16 protein-coding genes are annotated in these 18,236 nt (G+C 68.9%); 10 read left to right on the forward strand and 6 right to left on the reverse strand.

Translation table 11 applies throughout. The annotated features are described in order from the left end of the window. Positions 1-62: 62 nt before the first annotated feature. The 9 genes from AL072_RS09005 (at position 63) to AL072_RS09045 (ending at position 10,307) form a co-directional block, all read left to right on the forward strand. The gene (locus tag AL072_RS09005) at positions 63-953 is read left to right on the forward strand and encodes a 50S ribosomal protein L11 methyltransferase (RefSeq protein ID WP_045580617.1); all 891 of its coding nucleotides are present in this window, start codon (positions 63-65) and stop codon (positions 951-953) included. 80 nt (positions 954-1,033) lie between these two features. Next, positions 1,034-1,504, forward strand: coding sequence for a tellurite resistance TerB family protein (locus AL072_RS09010; RefSeq protein WP_045580616.1), 471 nt, complete (start codon positions 1,034-1,036; stop codon positions 1,502-1,504). A 261-nt stretch (positions 1,505-1,765) separates the two neighbouring features. Then, positions 1,766-3,817: an aminopeptidase P family protein gene (locus AL072_RS09015; RefSeq protein WP_052709893.1), complete on the forward strand. Its 2,052-nt coding sequence runs from the start codon at positions 1,766-1,768 to the stop codon at positions 3,815-3,817. A 308-nt stretch (positions 3,818-4,125) separates the two neighbouring features. After that, positions 4,126-4,491 (forward strand): chemotaxis response regulator CheY, encoded by a 366-nt coding sequence (locus AL072_RS09020; protein WP_012974572.1) that lies wholly within the window; start codon positions 4,126-4,128, stop codon positions 4,489-4,491. A gap of 134 nt (positions 4,492-4,625) precedes the next feature. Beyond that, positions 4,626-5,804, forward strand: a complete 1,179-nt coding sequence (locus AL072_RS09025) for a protein phosphatase CheZ (RefSeq protein WP_045580615.1) — start codon at positions 4,626-4,628, stop codon at positions 5,802-5,804. Positions 5,805-6,013: 209 nt separating this feature from the next. Continuing rightward, a complete protein-coding gene (locus AL072_RS09030; protein WP_245636631.1) occupies positions 6,014-6,736 on the forward strand; it encodes a protein phosphatase CheZ in 723 nt (240 codons plus the stop codon). Between the two features lie 223 nt (positions 6,737-6,959). Continuing rightward, positions 6,960-8,381: a threonine synthase gene (gene thrC, locus AL072_RS09035; RefSeq protein WP_045580613.1), complete on the forward strand. Its 1,422-nt coding sequence runs from the start codon at positions 6,960-6,962 to the stop codon at positions 8,379-8,381. After that, the gene (locus tag AL072_RS09040; protein ID WP_045580612.1) at positions 8,378-9,637 is read left to right on the forward strand and encodes a M16 family metallopeptidase; all 1,260 of its coding nucleotides are present in this window, start codon (positions 8,378-8,380) and stop codon (positions 9,635-9,637) included. Before thrC ends, AL072_RS09040 begins: the two co-directional genes overlap by 4 nt. Before the next feature lie 79 nt (positions 9,638-9,716). Further along, complete coding sequence (locus AL072_RS09045) at positions 9,717-10,307, forward strand: GNAT family N-acetyltransferase (protein WP_052709892.1); 591 nt, start codon at positions 9,717-9,719, stop codon at positions 10,305-10,307. Between the two features lie 12 nt (positions 10,308-10,319). Here AL072_RS09045 and AL072_RS09050 read toward each other — a convergent pair whose 3' ends face one another. The 5 genes from AL072_RS09050 to efp all read right to left on the reverse strand — a co-directional run bounded on the left by AL072_RS09050 (position 10,320) and on the right by efp (position 15,304). Beyond that, positions 10,320-11,714, reverse strand: a complete 1,395-nt coding sequence (locus AL072_RS09050; protein WP_045580611.1) for a peptidoglycan -binding protein — start codon at positions 11,712-11,714, stop codon at positions 10,320-10,322. Between the two features lie 37 nt (positions 11,715-11,751). Beyond that, positions 11,752-12,945, reverse strand: coding sequence for a DNA repair protein RecN (locus AL072_RS09055; RefSeq protein WP_045580610.1), 1,194 nt, complete (start codon positions 12,943-12,945; stop codon positions 11,752-11,754). A 74-nt stretch (positions 12,946-13,019) separates the two neighbouring features. Continuing rightward, positions 13,020-13,775: an OmpA family protein gene (locus tag AL072_RS09060; RefSeq protein ID WP_045580609.1), complete on the reverse strand. Its 756-nt coding sequence runs from the start codon at positions 13,773-13,775 to the stop codon at positions 13,020-13,022. 67 nt (positions 13,776-13,842) lie between these two features. After that, positions 13,843-14,640 carry an inositol monophosphatase family protein gene (locus tag AL072_RS09065; RefSeq protein ID WP_045580608.1) on the reverse strand — a complete coding sequence of 266 codons (798 nt, stop codon included), beginning with the start codon at positions 14,638-14,640 and terminating at the stop codon, positions 13,843-13,845. Positions 14,641-14,737: 97 nt separating this feature from the next. After that, entirely contained in the window at positions 14,738-15,304 is a 567-nt protein-coding gene (efp, locus tag AL072_RS09070) for an elongation factor P (RefSeq protein ID WP_045580607.1), read from the reverse strand. A 418-nt stretch (positions 15,305-15,722) separates the two neighbouring features. Here efp and epmA point away from each other — a divergent pair, with 418 nt between their 5' ends. Further along, positions 15,723-16,802, forward strand: coding sequence for an EF-P lysine aminoacylase EpmA (gene epmA, locus AL072_RS09075; RefSeq protein ID WP_045580606.1), 1,080 nt, complete (start codon positions 15,723-15,725; stop codon positions 16,800-16,802). Positions 16,803-16,858: 56 nt separating this feature from the next. Here the strand turns inward: epmA and AL072_RS09080 are convergent, their stop codons facing one another. After that, a complete protein-coding gene (locus AL072_RS09080) occupies positions 16,859-18,190 on the reverse strand; it encodes an OmpP1/FadL family transporter (protein ID WP_045580605.1) in 1,332 nt (443 codons plus the stop codon). Between the last annotated feature and the right edge of the window lie 46 nt (positions 18,191-18,236).

The raw sequence follows: 18,236 nt of genomic DNA on the forward strand, positions 1-18,236 counted from the left end.
CTCCGGCTTGATGCTAAAAACGCCGCCTCTGTTCACGCGTCGTCGTCGGAAAGCCCCCTGTCATGTCGCAAACCCCGCTCTGGCGCATCGCGCTTGTCGTTCCCGAAGCCCATGTGCCGGCCTTCGCCGAGGCGGTGGGCGACCATGCCGATGCGGTGTCGACCTTCGAACTGGAGGAGGGCGGAGACTGGCTGGTCGAGGCGACGCTGTACGGCCCCCCCGACGTACCGCGCCTTCAGTCCCGCGTTGCCGTGCTGGCCAAGGCGCTGGGCATCGACGAGCCGAGGCTGGCGGTCGAGAACCTGCCGCCGATCGACTGGGTGTCGCACAGCTACCAGGGCTTCCCGCCGATTCGCGCCGGGCGCTTCTTCGTCCACGGCTCGCACCATGAGGGTACCGTTCCCGCCGGCAGCATCCCGCTGCTGGTCGATGCCGCCACCGCCTTCGGCACCGGCGAGCATGGCTCGACCAACGGCTGCCTCCAGGCGCTCGACCGGCTGTCGCGCCACCTGAAGCTGCCGCGCGGCGGCCGGCGCGGGGCGCTCGACATGGGCTGCGGCTCCGGCATCCTGGCGCTGGCGGTTGCCAAGCGCTGGCGCGTCGCCGTGACCGCCGTCGACATCGACCCTGAGGCGGTGCGCGTCACCCGCATCAACGCCGCGCTGAACGGGGCGAAGGGCAGCATCCGCGCCCAGGGCGGCGACGGCTACAACACCCGCATCGTCGGGCGGCACAAGCCCTACACCCTGATCACCGCCAACATCCTGGCCCGCCCGCTGTCGCGCATGGCGCCGCAGCTGCGCCGCCACCTGAAGAAGGGCGGCTATGCCGTGCTGGCCGGCCTGCTCAACCGGCAGGAGCGCCACGTCATCCAGGCGCACCGCAACCAGGGCCTGCGGCTGGTCGCCCGCATCCCGGTCGGGGAATGGACCACTCTTGTGGTCAAGCGTTAAGCCAGGGACCGTTGAAACCAAAGGGCCGGGTTGCGATTTCCCCTAGGGACGATGTCCCGACACAGTCCTGGGGAGCCACCATGCTGAACCGCATCCGGTCCTTGTTCGCAGGCGACGACGGCGCCGAGCCGGGCGAGGACGCCCTGCAGGCCGCCGCCGCCGCCCTGATGGTCGAGGCCGCGCGTACCGACGACACCATCACCCAGGCGGAGCGCGACCGCATCATGGCCGCCGCCCGCCGCCACTTCCAGCTGAGCGAGGAGGAGGCGCAGGACCTGCTGTCCGCCGCCGTGTTCGACACGGAGGACGTCTCTCCCTACCACCGCTATGTCACCGTCATCCTGGAGCGCTGCCCGCCCGGCCGGCGCCTGTGGATCGTCGAGATGCTGTGGGAGGTCGCCTACGCCGACGGCGTGCTGAACGACCTGGAAGCCAGCCTGCTACGGCGGATCGGCGGGCTGCTGCACGTCTCCGACGTCGAGCGCGGCGAGGCGCGCAAGCGCGTGCTGGAACGGCTGGGGCTCCCCGACGACGCGGGGCTGCCGGTCTGAGCGTCCGCTCCGGATGCCCCCTCCCTAACCCTCCCCCGCTCACGCGGGAGAGGGAACTGCCGCCGCTCCGGCAGTTGGGTGACGCAATCGAGCATCCTGCCCCCTCTCCCGCGGAACGCGGGGGAGGGATGGGGAGGGGCATCCGCCGCACCCCCCATCCCACCACCCCAACCGCCATGGACGCAGCGCCGCCGCTTGCGCAGACCCGGCCGGGTGCCTAGCCTGGGGACACAGGCTCCACCCTTCCGAGGAATCCGTTCCGTGCCCAGTGCGAACCACTCCGGCGCTTACCGTGGCGACGACGCCCTTGCGACCCTGCTGACCGAGGCCGGGACCGGCCGCACCCCCGCGGAGGTCCGCGCGCTGCTCGCCGGCGTGCTGGCGGCGCCTGAGGCGGAGGATGCGGCGGCCTGGCTGGTGCTGGTCGGCGAGACCCTGCCGGCGGCGCTGGCCGATCAGCTCCAAGCGCTGAAGGCGCTGCTGGCCGCCGAACCGCAGCCGGCCCGCCCCGGTCCGGCGGAGCGGCTGGCCGCCCTGCGCGCCGCGCTGAAGCGCCGCGATCTCGACGGATTCGTCGTCCCGCGCGGCGACGAGCATCAGGGCGAATATGTGCCGCCGCGTGCCCAGCGGCTGGCCTGGATGACCGGCTTCACCGGCTCCGCCGGCAACATGCTGGTCACCGCCGACCGCGCCGCCATCTTCGTCGACGGCCGCTATACCCTCCAGGTCCGGGCCGAGGTGCCGGCCGACCTCTATGAATACCGGCATCTGGTCGAAGATCCGCTGACCGACTGGATCGTCGCGGCACTGCCCCAGGGCGGGCGGTTCGGCTTCGATCCCTGGCTGCACACCATCGGTTGGGTGGAGAAGACCCGCCCCGCCCTGGAGCGCGCCGGCATCCTGCTGGTCCCCTGCGAGGACAATCCGGTCGATTCGGTCTGGCAGGGCCAGCCGCCGTCCCCGCTCACCCCCGTCGTGCCGCAGGACGAGGCATTTTCCGGCGAGAGCTCCGCCGACAAGCGCGGCCGGCTGGCCGAGGAGCTCGGGCGGAAGGGCATCGCCGCCGCGGTGCTGACCCAGCCCGACAGCATCGCCTGGCTGCTGAACATCCGCGGCGCCGACGTGCCCTGTACCCCGCTGCCGCTGTCCTTCGCCATCCTGTCGGCCGACGCGTCGGTCGACCTGTTCCTGGACGGGCGCAAGCTGGCGCCGCAGACCCATGCCCATCTCGGCAACCGGGTGCGCGTGCGGCCGGTGGAGGAGTTCGGGCCGGCGCTGGACGCCGTCGCCCGCGGCTCCGCCCGTGTGCTCGCCGATCCGTCCTGCACATCGGCCTGGATCGTCGACCGCCTGCAACTGGCGGGGGCGAGGGTGGAGCGCGACGGCGACCCCTGCGCCCTGCCCAAGGCCTGCAAGACCGAGGCGGAGCTGGCCGGCGCCCGCGCCGCCCACATCCGCGACGGCGCCGCCATCGTCCGCTTCCTGCGCTGGTTCTCGGAAGAGGCGCCGAAGGGCGGGTTGACCGAACTGGCGGTGGTGGAGCGGCTGCTGGCCTTCCGCCGCGAGAACGAGCGCTTCTGCGGCGTCAGCTTCGACACCATCGCCGGGGCCGGGCCGAACGGCGCCATCGTCCATTACCGTGTCACGCATGATACCGACCGCCGGCTGGAGCCGGGCAGCCTGTTCCTGCTCGACAGCGGCGCCCAGTATCTCGACGGCACCACCGACGTCACCCGCACGCTGGCGGTGGGCGACCTTGCCCCGGAAACGGCGGCGGAGATGCGCGACCGCTTCACCCGCGTGCTGAAGGGCCACATCGCCCTGTCCACCGCCCGTTTCCCGCGCGGCACGACCGGCTCGCAGATCGACGCGCTGGCGCGGCTGCCGCTGTGGCAGGCCGGTCTGGACTACGACCACGGCACCGGCCACGGCGTCGGCAGCTTCCTGTCGGTGCATGAGGGGCCGCAGCGCATCTCCAAGATCGGCAACAGCGTGGCGCTCCAGCCCGGAATGATCCTGTCCAACGAGCCGGGCTACTACAAGACCGGCGCCTACGGCATCCGCATCGAGAACCTGATCGTCGTGGAGCCGCTGGAGGCGGACGGCGAACTGGCGGGGGCCGAGCGGCCGATGCTGGCCTTCCGTCCGCTGACGCTGGTGCCGATCGACCGCAAGGTGATCGAGCCGGCGCTGCTGTCCGGTGCCGAAATCGCCTGGGTCGATGCCTACCACGCCCGCGTGTGCGAGTCGCTGTCCCCGCTGCTGGACGGGGAGACCCGCCGCTGGCTGGAAGAGGCGACCGCGCCGCTGTGATGGGCCGCTGTGATGGGCCACTGGGGTGAGCCGCCGCGATGACCGGCCGGGGCGGTTGCGCCATCGTGGGAGCGCTGTCCATCGGGGGCGCTCCCGATATCCGGCCGGGGCTGAATCGCTAGGATGCCTGTGCCCGTGGTAACACGTTCTTTACCCAGCTGCTTCAGTGTGACCCCAAGGGGATGACTTTTGGCGGCAGTTAGGGCACTACAGTCGGCATCACTTCCCGGTTTACGGCGCAGCCCCCGCGCCGGGTGGGCGTAACGGCCGGTGAGACACCGGCAACGGAATATTGCGGAGACGTCTAGATGAAGATCCTCGTCGTCGATGATTACGCCACCATGCGGCGCATCGTGCGGAACCTGTTGACCCAGATCGGCTACACCGACATCGACGAGGCCGGCGACGGCGTGTCGGCGCTGGCGAAGCTGCGCGAGAGCAAGTTCGGCCTCATCATCTCCGACTGGAACATGGAGCCGATGACCGGACTGCAACTGCTGAAGGAAATCCGTGCGGACGCCAAGCTGGCGGCGACCCCCTTCATCATGGTCACCGCCGAGAGCAAGACCGAGAACGTCATCGCCGCCAAGCAGGCCGGCGTGAACAACTACATCGTCAAGCCCTTCAACGCCGACACGCTGAAGCAGAAGATCCAGGCTGTCATCGGCGGCTGATCGGGACGGCCGATCCCGGCGATCGGCCAGCGCGACCGGTCAACGCTACCGGTTCGGGCGGACGGCGGCACAAGTCCGGCGGATCGCCCGCAAGGGGCGACGTCTGACGCATCCAGTTTGGGGAGTGGACCGGTTTGGAGCAGCTTCCGCAGCTGTCCGATGAAGAGTTCGAGCAGATCGAGGACGCCATCGCCCGGTCGGCGAAGGGCAGGGCGTTCCTGCGGCGGCTTCACCGGCGGTCCCTCGGGGCCGCGACGGAGGAGGTGCGGGCAATGCTCCAGGAGTTCCGCGACTCCTGGAGCCGGCAGAGCGAGGCGGTGGAGGCCGGCAAGCATGTCGGCGTCCTGCGCCGCGAGCTGATGGAGATGGCCGCCTCGATCGAGCAGGCGCGGCGCGAGGTGGCGGCATTGCGCCCCCCGGACGGGTCGGGCGACAAGATCCTGTCCGCCACCAACGAACTGGACGCCATCGTCATATCGACCGAACGCGCGTCCTTCGAGATCCTGAACTCTGCCGAACGGCTGATGGATCTGGCGGGCAAGCTGCGCGCGAGCGGGGCCGACCCGTCGATGTGCAACGAGATCGACACGCAGGTGAACGACATCTTCACCGCCTGTTCCTTCCAGGATCTGACCGGCCAGCGCACCAGCAAGGTGGTGAACGCGCTCCGCTACATCGAGCAGCGCGTGATGGCCATGATCAGCATCTGGGGCGAGGACGGCCTCGCCGGCATCGTCGTGAAGGAGGAGCAGACTGACAGCCGTCCCGACGCTCATCTGCTGAACGGTCCGCAGCTGGACGGCCATGGCGTCAGCCAGGCCGACGTCGACAGCATGTTCGACAGCCCGGCGCCGATGGCCGCGCCGCCACCGCCACCGCCGCCCGTCCAGGCCGCTCCGGCCAAGGCGAGCCAGGCGGACATCGACAGCATGTTCGATGCTCCGGTTCCCGCCCAGGCTGCGCCGGTTGCGGCTCCGGCCAAGGCGAGCCAGGCGGACATCGACGGCATGTTCGACGCGCCCCTGCCGGCCGCGGCTCCTGCCAAGGCCAGTCAGGCGGACATCGACGGCATGTTCGACGCGCCTCCCCCCGCCGCGGCTCCTGCCAAGGCCAGTCAGGCCGACATCGACAACATGTTCGACGCTCCGGCGCCTGCCGCCCCCCCGCAGGCGAAGAAGCCGGTGCCGAAGCCGCCCGGCGCCGCGCCGAAGGCCAAGGCTTCGCCCAAGCCTGCCGCATCGTCCCCGCCGCCTGCCGCAGCGGAGCCTCCGACCCCGCTCGACCAGGCGGCCATCGACGCCCTCTTCGGTTAGGAGGCCGGCCGGCCCGGCCAGTCCGGCAGCCGGCCTGCTTCCACCCGATGGTCCCCCAACAGGTTCACCCGACCGGCCGGCCAATTGGCCGGAGGGGGCCTGACGAGCCTAACGACACAGAACAGACACGCCAGCAGACACCCACCGATATTCCACCACACAAGGCCACAGCCGGCCGTTTCCGAGAGGCGGGACCGAGGATGAAGCAGATGACCAAGCCCTTCATGGCCGAGCTTCAGAAAGCCCGCAAGTCCGGGCACCCGTTCCAGGCATTGATCGAGGATGGAGCGGCCGCCGCTCTTCCGGCGCCGACCCAGGTGGTCCAGGCCGACAACACCGAGGTCATCCGGGCGATCGGCGATCTCGGCGCGAAGCTGGACCGCTTCCTCGCCATGGATGCGGCGCAGATTGATCAGATCCAGGTGGAGATCGCCGACATCTCCGGCCGCATCAAGGCGACCAAGGTGGAGATGGCCGCCATCCGCCACCCGCTGGCCGGTGACGACAAGTTCGAGCAGGCCAGCCAGGAGCTGAGCGCCGTCGTCGCCGCGACGGAGGCCGCGACCAACACCATCATGGCCTGCGCCGAAGAGCTGGAAGAGGTGGTGTCGGAGCTGAAATCCTCGCTGCCGGAGGGCTATCACAACGACCGCGTCAACGACATGGTCGACGTCATCGTCCGCATCTACGAGGCCTGCAACTTCCAGGATCTGACCGGACAGCGCATCACCAAGGTCGTCCGCGCCATGTCCTTCATCGAAGAGCGCGTCGACGCGATGATGGGGCTGTGGAACAAGCGCGAGTTCGAGGCGATGCCGCTCCCGCCGTCGGTCACCAAGAAGGACGAGGATCTCGACCTGCACGGCCCGGCCGAAGCCACCCCGGACAGCGGCAACATCAGCCAGGCCGACATCGACGCCCTGTTCGGATAGGAGCCTGCCGGACAGGCACCGGGCCGCCCCGTACGGCGATGGAACAGGTGAACAGCGCCCGGAAAACCGTTCCACGGTGTTTCAAACGTTCCATCCCGCTCGTCGGGCCCCGTTCGCCGGGGCACCCCCACGCCGGGGGAATATGCGTTGCGCGTCCCGCACCGCTTGCGTGCGGGCGGGGTCCTCGCTAACTATGCCCACTTCATCGGACGGAGTGGAAACGGTGCGGTACGTCAGCACGCGGGGCACGGCCCCGGTCCTGGGTTTTGAAGACGTTCTCCTGGCCGGGCTGGCCCGTGACGGCGGGCTTTACGTGCCGGAGAGCTGGCCGCAGTTCACGGCCGACGACATCCGTGCGCTCCGTGGCCTGCCCTACAGCGAGATCGCGGTGCGGGTCATGCTGCCCTTCCTGGGCGGCGCGATCGCCGAGGATGAGTTCCGCGCCATCGCCCGCGACACCTATGCCAGCTTCGACCATGCCGCGGTGACCCCGCTGGTGCAGATCGACCCCACCACCTGGGTGCTGGAGCTGTTCCACGGGCCGACGCTAGCCTTCAAGGACGTGGCGTTGCAGTTGCTCGGCCGCCTGTTCGACCATGTGCTGACCAAGCGGGGCGAGCGGGTGACCATCGTCGGCGCCACCTCCGGCGACACCGGCTCGGCCGCCATCGAGGCCTGCCGCGACCGCCAGAACGTCGACATCTTCATCCTGCACCCCAAGGGCCGCACGTCCGAGGTGCAGCGCCGGCAGATGACCAGCGTGCTGTCGTCCAACGTCCACAACATCGCGGTGGAGGGCACCTTCGACGATTGCCAGGATCTGGTGAAGGCGATGTTCAACGACGCCGCCTTCCGCGACCGGATGGGGCTGTCGGCGGTGAACTCGATCAACTGGGCGCGCATCATGGCCCAGATCGTCTATTACTTCACCGCCGCGGTGGCGCTGGGCGCGCCCGAGCGCAAGGTTGCCTTCACCGTGCCGACCGGCAATTTCGGCAACGTCTATGCCGCCTACGGCGCCCGCGCCATGGGGCTGTCGGTGGAGGCGCTGGTGGTGGGCTCCAACAGCAATGACATCCTCGCGCGCTTTTTCGCCAGCGGGGCCATGGTCGCGGCGCCCGTCGTGCCTACCTTGTCTCCCAGCATGGACATCCAGATCTCCTCCAACTTCGAACGGCTGCTGTTCGACCTGCTCGACCGCGACGGCAGCGCGGTGACAGCTGCGCTGAACCGCTTCCGCACCGAAGGCAAGTTCGCGGTGACCGAGGCGCAGCTCGCCCGTGCGCTGGCGATCTTCTCCGGCCACCGGGTGGACGAGGCCGCCACCATGGCGACCGTCGCCGACGTCTGGAAGGGCAGCCTCTATCTGCTCGACCCGCACACGGCGGTCGGCATCGGCGCCGCCCGCGCCGCGGTCGCCGCCGGCCGGGTCGATCCGTCCGTCCCCATGGTGGTGCTCGCCACCGCCCATCCCGCCAAGTTCCCCGACGCGGTGGAAAAGGCGACCGGCCGCCGGCCGGACCTGCCGCCGCGCCTGTCCGATCTTTATGTGCGCGAGGAGCGCCTGTCCGAGCTGCCGAACGATTTGAAGGCAGTGCAGGACTTCGTAACCGCGCGCGCCCGCGCCGCCCAGGAGGCCGCATGAGTTCCATTCGTGTGACGACGTTGCCCAACGGGCTTCGCGTCGCGACCGACACCATGCCCGACGTGCAGTCCGTATCCCTCGGCTGCTGGGTCGGGGTGGGAACCCGCAACGAGGCGGCGAGCGTCAACGGCGTTGCCCATCTCGTCGAGCATATGCTGTTCAAGGGCACCCGCCGCCGCTCCGCCTTCCGCATCTCCGAAGAGATCGAGAATGTCGGCGGGCAACTGAACGCTTACACCACCCGCGAGCAGACCGCCTATTACGCCAAGGTCCTGCACGAGGATGCGCCGCTGGCGCTCGACCTCATCGCCGACATGCTCCAGCACTCCATGCTCGACGCCGAGGAACTGGTGCGCGAGCGGACCGTGGTGCTCCAGGAGATCGGGCAGAGCGCCGACACGCCTGACGACATCATCTTCGACCATTTCCAGTCTACCGCCTATCCGGGGCAGGCCATCGGCCGCCCGGTGCTGGGCTCGGCCGAGATCGTCGGGGCGCTGCCGCGCGATGCGCTGGTCGACTACATCGCCGGCCATTACGGCGCGCCCGGCATGGTGCTGTCCGCCGCCGGCCGGATCGAGCATGACCGGCTGGTCGATCTGGCGCTGAAGGCCTTCGGCGACCTGCCGAGCGGGGCGCCGCCCAAGCCGGAGCCGGCCAGCTACACCGGTGGCGACTTCCGCGAGGACCGTGACCTGGAGCAGATGCATCTGGTGCTGGGCTTCGACGGGGTGGGGGTCCATGATCCGGACTTCTATGCCCATTCGGTGCTCTCCACCCTGCTGGGCGGCGGCATGTCGTCGCGCCTGTTCCAGGAGGTGCGGGAGAAGCGCGGGCTGGTCTATTCGATCTACACCTTCACCGGCGGCTACCATGACGGCGGCCTGTTCGGCGTCTATGCCGGCACCGGCGAGGACGAGGTGGCCGAACTGATCCCGGTCGTCTGCGACGAGATCGCCAAGGTCGGCGCCGACGTCACCGAGGACGAGGTCGCCCGCGCCCGTGCACAGCTGAAGGCCGGGACGCTGATGGCGCTGGAAAGCACCATGTCGCGCTGCGAGCAGTTGGGGCAGCAGGTGCTGATCTACGACCGCCCGATCCCGGTGGAGGAGATCGTCGCCAAGATCGACGGCGTCGATCGCGAGTCGGTGATCAAGACTGCCGCCCGCCTGCGTGCCAGCCGCCCGACCGTGGCGGCCCTCGGCCCCATCGACAAGCTGGAAAGCTACGACCGCATCGCGGAGCGCCTCGCCTGACGATGACGACTGCGGTCGCTGCCCCTCCTTCCGAGCCTTTCTCCCCCTTTCCGGGGGAGAAAGGGGATACGGTCATCCGATGATCCGTCTTCTCGGCAGCGGCCTGATCAGTCCGCCGGCGATGCGGCTCGACGGGCCGCATTGCTACATCCGGCCGCCCCTGCCGCGGGACTGGCGGGAGTGGGCCGACCTGCGCGACGCCTCGCGCGGGTTTCTCACCCCGTGGGAGCCGACTTGGCCGGCCGATGCGCTGACCCGCACCGCCTTCGCCCGCCGGCTGCGGCGGCAGGCGCAGGAATGGCGCGACGATCTCGGCTACAGCTTCCTGATCTTCGACCGTGCCACCGACGCCCTGGTCGGGGGGCTCGGCCTGACCAACATCCGCCGCGGCGTGGCGCAGATGGGCACGCTCGGCTATTGGGCAGGCCAGCCCCATGCCCGGCGCGGCTATGTGTCCGGCGGCACCCGGCTGGTGCTCGACTTCGCCTTCGGCCAGCTTGGCCTGCACCGGGTCGAGGCCGCCTGCCTGCCGACCAACCTGCCAAGCCGCGGCCTGCTGGAAAAGGTCGGCTTCACCCACGAGGGCTATGCCCGCGGCTATCTGCGGATCGACGGCGCATGGCGCGACCATGTCCTCTACGCCATCCTGCGCGAGGAGTGGAAGGGCTGAGGCCGCCGGTTCCTATCGCTGGTCCAGCTTGATCTCGATCCGGCGGTTCTTCGCCAGTGCTTCGTCCGAATTGCCGGGATCGAGGGGCTGGAACTCGCCGAAGCCGGCCGCGGCCAGCCGTTCCGGCGGGATGCCCTGGTCGATCAGATACTTGACCACCGAGATGGCGCGGGCCGAGGACAGCTCCCAGTTGGATGCGAACTGGAAGCGCACCGGCTTGACGTCGGTGTGGCCGTCCACCCGCAGAACCCAGGCGATGTCCGACGGGATGGCCTTGCCGATTTCGAGCAGGGTGCGGGCGAGGTCGGCCAGCCGCTGCTTGCCGGCCTCTTCCAATGTTGCCGAGCCTGAGGGGAACAGCAGTTCCGATTGGAAGACGAAGCGGTCGCCGACGATGCGGACGTCGGGCCGGCTGCCCAGCGCCTCGCGCACGCGGCCGAAGAATTCCGACTTGTAGCGGGCGAGATCCTGCACCTTGGCGGCCAACGCCTGATTCAGTCGCGCCCCCAGCTCGGCGATCTGGACCTTCTGCTCGGACGACGCCTTCTCCGACGCCTCGAGCGCCGCGGCGATGCGGGCCAGCTGCTCGCGCAGGGCAAGGAGCTGCTGGTTCAGCAGATCGACCTGCTGCTTGCTCTTCGCCCCCTCCGCCTGCTCGCCGGTCAGGGAGGCCATCAGGTCGCGGATGCGCAGGTCGCGCTGCTCCAATTCCTTCTGTGCCTGGGTGCGGCTGTCGGTCAGCTGCGATTCGAGGGCTTTGAGCCGGATGTCGCGCTGGTCGATGTCCTTCTGGGCCAGCATCGTCTTTTCGGCAGCGGTGGCCAGCTCCGTTTCCAGCGCCTTGGCGCGGTCGCGGGTGGTGCCGAGCTCCGCAAGCAATGCCTGGCGCTGCTGCTCGGTCAGCTTGGTCGCGGCGACGGCGGCTGCCAGTTCGCCTTCGAGTTTCTGGCGGGCGTCGCGCAGCGCCTTGATGTCGGCCTGGAGGCTGAGGACCTCCTTCAGCTTCAGGTCCAGGCTCTCGCGGTCGACGCGGACGTTGCGTTGCAGCTCCTCCAGGGTGCGGGCGGTGCGGTCGCGGTCTTCCTGGAGTTGGCTCAGCGTCAGCGTCATGTCGTCGCGCGAGGCGACGGAGGTCTGCAACTCGGTCGACAGCTGGGTGATGTTGACCCGCAGGTCGGCGTTGGCGTCGCGCTCCATCGCCAGCAGGTCGTTCATCTCCGCGATCTTGCGGTTCAGCACCGTCAGCTGTTCGTCGCGGCCGGTCAGGGCGGAGGCGAGATAGAACTGAGCCACCACGAAGACCATCAGCAGGAAGATGACGACCATCACCAGCGACGACAGGGCGTCGACCCAGCCGGGCCAGGCGCTGGCGTCGCGATGGCCGTTGCGGCGGCTGAGGCTGGCCATGGTCTCTCCGTTCGGGCGCGATGATGCCCTGATAAGATCAGCGCTGCTGCTGGTCGGCTTCTTCGGCCAGCGCGGCGATGGTGCGGGCCAGCAGCTTGATCTCGCTGCGGATTTCCTGCACCGCCTGGACGCGGCCGTTGGAGGACTCCTCGACGATGCGGGCGAGGTAGATGTCCATGTTGCGCAGATGCTGGCGCGAGGCGTCGTCGAAGCCGGCGGTTGCATTATCTGCCAGCCGGTCGAGCAATCCCTTCACCTCGAGCTGGTTCTCGCCCAGCCGCAGCAGGAGCTGCTGTTCGGCCCGCATATGGTCGGTCAGGCTCGACAGCCGTTCGGTCAACGCCATCAGGTTGGCGTTGGCGGCACGGCGGCCTTCCTCCGCCGTCGCGACGGTGCGTTGCAGCGAGTCGAGATTCTCGGCAGTCTGCTCCAGCAGGGCGGTGAGGTAGGCCGACGCCGAATGGTCGCCCGATTCGAGCCCGCCGGCGGCGCCGCTCGACAGCCGGGTGGCGCTCGACAGCCAATCCTCCAGATCCTGGAAGAAGCGGTTGTGGGCCTGGCTCGCCTGGAGCTCCAGGAAGCCCAGCACCAGCGATCCGGCCAGACCGAACAGCGAGGAGGAGAAGGCGGTGCCCATGCCGACCAGCGGCGCTTCCAGCCCCTGCTGCAGGTGGGAGAACATGGTGCCGACATCGCCGCCCTGCACAGATAGGCTGCCGATGACGGTGCCGACCGACTGCACGGTGTGCAGCAGTCCCCAGAAGGTGCCGAGCAGGCCGAGGAAGATCAGCAGCCCGATCAGATAGCGCGACAGCTCACGCGATTCGTCGAGTCGCGAGGCGATGCCGTCCAGCAGCGAGCGCATCGACAGGGCCGACAGGGTCAGCCGGCCGCGCCGCTCGCCCAGCATCCGGGCCATCGGCGCCAGCAGGACGGGTTCCTGCAGGCTGGCGGGGGAGATCCCGCTCTGATACTGCTCCAGCCAGTCCACCTCCGGGCGCAGCATCAGCACCTGGCGGAAGATGAAGGCGATGCCGGCCAGCAGCGTGGCGAGGATGACGCCGTTCAGCGGCGCGTTGTTCAGGAAGGCGGAGCGCAGGGCGGGGAACAGCAGCCCGCATACAATGCCGACAACCACCAGGAACAGGATCATCCGGGTCAGGAACCGCGCGGGGCGTGTCATGAGGGCGGATATCTCCTGCGGTCGGGACGTCGGGATGGTGGCGGTCATGATGCTCCGAAGGGGATGTTCCGATCAGACCCCGCGCACTGTGGGCTCTACTGGTTGGGCTCTGGTGGTTGGCGCTACTCGTTCAGAAAGACGATGTCGATACGGTCGGCCGCCCCGCTTCCTTCTTCGACGCCCAGCGCGCGGACATCGACGCGGGCGCTCCGGATCCCGAAGGCGGTCAGCCGCTCGCGCAGAGCCAGCGCCCGGGCGAGCGAGCGTTGCCGTGCCTCGCGCGCCGTGTCCGCGGTGCCGCTGGCGTAGGACCGCAGTTGGAGCCTTGCGGTGTCGCTGGCGCGCAGCCGCTCGACGATCCGGTCGACCAGGGCATCGGCCGTATCGGGCAGATTGGTGGCGTCGCCCTGGAACACAAGGCTCAAAACACTCGAAGGTGGCAGGCTAGCCGCAGGGGGTGCCGCTTCCGGGGCGGGCGGCAGCGCCGCGGTATCGGTTCGCGGGGCTGGCGGCGTCTGCGGCGGCTCCACCGGTGCGGTGCCGACGACCGGCGGGGGCGCCTGAGAGGCCGGGGCGGACGGTTGCGTCCCCTGATCGCGGGCGGCGGTACGCGGCGCCGGTTGGGCGGGGCCTTCGGTCAGGTCGGGCAGCGGCGGCGCTTCCAGCGGCTGCGGCAGGATGAGCCGCGGCGGCGCCTTCACGGCCGGAGGGGTGCGCAGGCTCGGGCGCGGCGGGACAGGCAGCGGAACCGCGTTTTCCAGAGACAGCGCAGGCGGGGCTGCCGCCTGCGAGGGCGCAGGCGGACAGAGCGCCCAGACCGCGCACAGCGTGGCGGCGACGGCACGGAGCTTGCGGTCGGCGTGTTCCCAGCGGCCCAAAGCGATGTGTCCACTCAAACCCTTGATCTGCGAACCATAGCCTATCGATCGCTCCAGCCGCAACGCCTCAGCCCTTGGCGCTCTTCAGCAGGCGGGCGACCGGCACCTGGAGATGGCTGTTGGCGGCGAGCACGTTGCCGGTGAAGACCGGGTTGCGTCCGCCATCGATCTCGCCGACGAAACCGCCGGCCTCGGTGACCATCAGCACGCCCGCGGCGCAATCCCACGGCGCGAGGCCGCGTTCCCAATAGGCGTCGAATCGGCCGGCGGCGGTATAGGCGAGGTCGAGCGAAGCGGCGCCGAAGCGGCGGATGCCGGCGACCTCCTTCATCACCGCCTCCTGCTCCTTCAGGAAACCGGCATGGTCGCCGCGGCCCTTGAAGGGGATCCCGGTGGCGATCACGCAATCCTCCAGCCGGCGGCGTTCGGACACGCGCAGGCGGGAGTGGTTGACGAAGGCGCCTGCGCCCTTCTCGGCCCAGAACAGCTGGTCGCCGATCGGCGCGTAGATGACGCCGGCGACGATCTCGCCGCCCCGCTCGGCGGCGATGGAGATCGCCCAGTGCGGAATGCCGTGCAGGAAGTTGGTGGTGCCGTCGAGCGGGTCGACGATCCAGCGCGCATCGGCATCGCTGCCCTTGGACGCACCGCTCTCCTCCATCAGGAAGCCGAATTCGGGCCGCGCCTTCTGCAGTTCCTCGCGCAGGGTGCGTTCGGCCTTCAGGTCGGCAGCGGACACGAAGTCGGCCGGCCCCTTGCGCGACACCTGGAGATGTTCGACCTCGCCGAAGTCGCGGACGAGACCCCGGGCGGCCTTCTCGGCGGCGCGGACCATGACGTTGATGAGAGCGGAGCGGGTGGCCATGGGTGTGGGTGTACCGTTTGATGCAGGAACCAGAAAACAATACACCGGCCTCCGCGCTTGGCGAAGACCGGTGACAGCAGGACGGACCGGAGAAGGATCAGTCCTTGGCGCGCTCGACATACTCGCCCGACGCGGTGTCGACGACGACCCGGGTCCCGGCCTCGATGTGCGGCGGAACCAGGATCGACACGCCGTTCTCCAGCTTGGCCGGCTTGTAGGAGGACGACGCGGTCTGGCCCTTCACCACCGGGTCGGATTCGGTGATCAGCAGCGTGACCTTGCCGGGGATCTCGACGCCCAGCGGGCTGCCCTCGTGGCTCTGCACGGTGACTTCCATGCCGTCCTGCAGGAACACCGCCGGCTCGCCGATGATGTCGCGCGGGATGCTGACCTGTTCGAAGGATTCCTTGTCCATGAAGGTGAAGCTGTCACCTTCGACGAAGAGGAAGGTCATCTCATGCTCGTCCAGGCGAGCGCGCTCGACGGTCTCCTGGGTGCGGAACCGCTCGATCGACTTGTTGCCGGTGCGAACGTCCTTCATTTCCAGCTGGATGAAGGCGCCGCCCTTGCCAGGCTGCACGATGGCGGTTTTGGTGATGACCCAGAGCTTTCCGTTGTGCTCCAGCACATGGCCGGGGCGCATCGTATTGGCATTGACCTTCATGGCGTACTCGTGAATTCCAAGATGCGGGCGGCGCGGACCCTACCAGCTTGACCGCGCATAGGCAACGGCGCGGAACGGTAAAGGCCGGCGCGCCGGGCGATTGTGCCCCGGATCGGGCCAAGCTGCCGGCCGGAAGGCCGGAATGGAACATTTGAAACCGGGTGAAACAGTGGACCGGCCCTGTTCCATGTTCCATTGTGCCGCGGGCCGGGACGGTCCGAACCCGTAAACGGGTATATCGCATCGGCGGCCGGCGGCTGGACATGCGGGAGGCTCCGGGATCGGATGCGGGCCGTTCCATTCTATCACGCCGCTCCGGCAGCGATAAGGTCAGGGTGGAAACCGCCCTGCCGGCCCGCAACATCGCCCAATTTTCCGGCCCAATTTCCGGCCCCAGCCTTCCTCAAGAGCACTCAGCATGTCCATTCGTCCCCGATCCACCGATCTCCCCCCCGGTCTTCCCCCCTGGCATCCCGAGGTATTGAGCGAGCGCCGGCCTTATCTGGCCGCGCGCGGCCGGGTGCTGGGCGCCGTCCGTCGCGTGTTCGAGGACCAGGGCTTCATCGAGGTCGACACGCCGGCCCTCCAGGTCTCGCCGGGGATGGAGCCGCATCTCCAGGCCTTCGCCACCGACCTGCAGGGAACCCATCCGGACGACCGCCGGCGGCTGTACCTGCACACCAGCCCGGAATTCGCCATGAAGAAGCTGCTGGTCGCGGGCGTGCCGCGGCTGTGGCAACTGGCCCATGTCTACCGCAACGGCGAGCGGTCGGGCACCCACGCCCCGGAATTCTCGATGCTGGAATGGTATCGGGCGGGCGACGGCTACCGCACCCTGATCGGCGACTGTCAGGATCTGTTGCGCGCCGGGGCCGAGGCGGGCGGGCGGCGGAGCTTCGAGTTCCGCGGCATGACCTGCGATCCCTTCGCTCCCTGGCAGGTGCTGACGGTGCCGGACGCCTTCACCGACTATGCCGGCATCGACCTGATGGCGACCTATGACGGCAGCCATGACCCCGATCCGGCGGCGCTGGCGGCGGAGGCCGCGCGCATCGGCATCGCGCCCCATGCGGGCGACCGCTGGGAGGACATCGTCTTCCGCATCATGTTCGAGCGGATCGAGCCGCATCTCGGCGCCGGAGTGCCCTGCGTGCTGACCGACTATCCGCTGTGCATGGCGGCGCTGTCGCGGCCGAAGCCAGAGGATCCGCGGCTGGCCGAGCGGTTCGAGCTGTATGCCTGCGGCTTGGAACTGGCGAACGCCTTCGGTGAACTGACCGACCCGGCGGTGCAGCGCGCCCGCTTCGAGGCCGACATGGACCTGAAGGAGCGGATCTACGGCGAACGCTTCCCGGTCGACGAGGATTTCCTCGCCGCGCTGGAGTTCGGCATGCCGCAGAGCAGCGGCATCGCCATGGGGTTCGACCGGCTGGCGATGCTGTGCAGCGGTGCGGAGAGCATCGATCAGGTGCTGTGGCTGCCGGTTGCAGGGTTCTGAGATGGTGGTAGGGGCCGCCCGCAGGCGGCCCCCCAATAAAGCCCCCGGAAGCCCGGTCAGAAGGTGAACTTCGCCTGCAGGCCGATCAGGTCGATGCTGCTCTTGTAGTCGGCCGTCAGGTTGCCGCGGCCGGCTTCGGGGCCGGTCAGGTCGTCGCTCAGCGCGACCGAGGTCTTCGGGATGAAGACATGCGAATAAGCGGCGTCGACCCGGATGCTGTCGGTGACCTGATAGCCGGCGCCGACCGACAGCCAATAGCGGTTCTGCTCCGGAATGCGTGGCGTGCGGTAATCGACATCGACCGACCCCTTGTCGAAGGCGATGCCGCCGCGCAGCGTCAGCTTGTCGGTCACCTTGTAGGAGGTGCCCAGCGCGTAATACCAGGTGTCCTTCCAATGCTCCTCGGTCACCGAGTTGAGCGCCGGATTGGCGATGTTGACCCGCAGTTCCCGGAAGCGCGACCAGTTGGTCCACTGCACGTCGGCCATCACCGCCCAGCGGTCGTCGACTTCGTGGTACAGGCCGATGGAGGCGATGTCCGGGGTGGTCAGATCCGCGTTGGCGCCCTGGGCCGGCAGGGCTCCGGCGAGTGCGGACGGTAGGCCGGTGAAGGAGATGTTTCCGGTCAGCGTGTGTTTCACCGCCGAGCGGTAGGCGAGGCCGACGCGGGTGCCCTTGACCGGCTCGACCAGGGCGCCGAGCGTGAAACCCCAGCCCCAATCGTCGCCGGTGACGTCGCTCTTGACGTCGAGCGACCCCGGGCGGCCGAGCCGGCTGGCGCCGAAGTCCGACGACTGCGACAGCTTCGCCTTGGCGTACTGGATCTGCACGCCGCCGCCGATGATGATCATCGGGTTGATGCGGTAGGACACCGACGGTACGAAATTGTAAGTGCGCAGGTCGGAACGGATGCCGTGATAGCGGCCGATCCAGTTGTCGCCGTAGTCGGTGACGAGGCCCCAGGGGCCATTGGCCGACAGGCCGACCTTCAGGTCGTCGTCGATCGAATAGACGAAATAGCCGGCCGGGACGATGGCGTCCTGGGCGATGTCGCCGGGCGAGGCGTTGCCGGCGATCGAGGTGCCGCCCAGCCTCGCGGCGCGGGAGGCGCGGGCGTTCTCGACCTTCGACTTGACGATGACGCCGGTGGCGGTCTGGACCAACTCGGTCCCGGTGACCAGCCCCATGGTCGCCGGATTGTAGAACATGGCGCTGGCATCGCCGTTGCCGCCGGCGGTGACGCCGGCATAAGCGGTGCCCTGGCCGGATACGCTCTGCTCCTTCAACGCAAAGCCGGCGGCGAAGGCCGTCGAGGCGGTCGCCAGCGGCACGGTCATGGCGATGGCGGCGGCGGTCGTCAGGCGTGTCTTGAGCGTCGTCGGAGACATGGTTCCTTCCCCCAATTGTGTTGTTGACGCAATGATACACGAACTG

Origin of the sequence: Azospirillum thiophilum (genome assembly GCF_001305595.1) — a bacterium.
GTDB classification, from domain to species: Bacteria; Pseudomonadota; Alphaproteobacteria; order Azospirillales; family Azospirillaceae; genus Azospirillum; species Azospirillum thiophilum.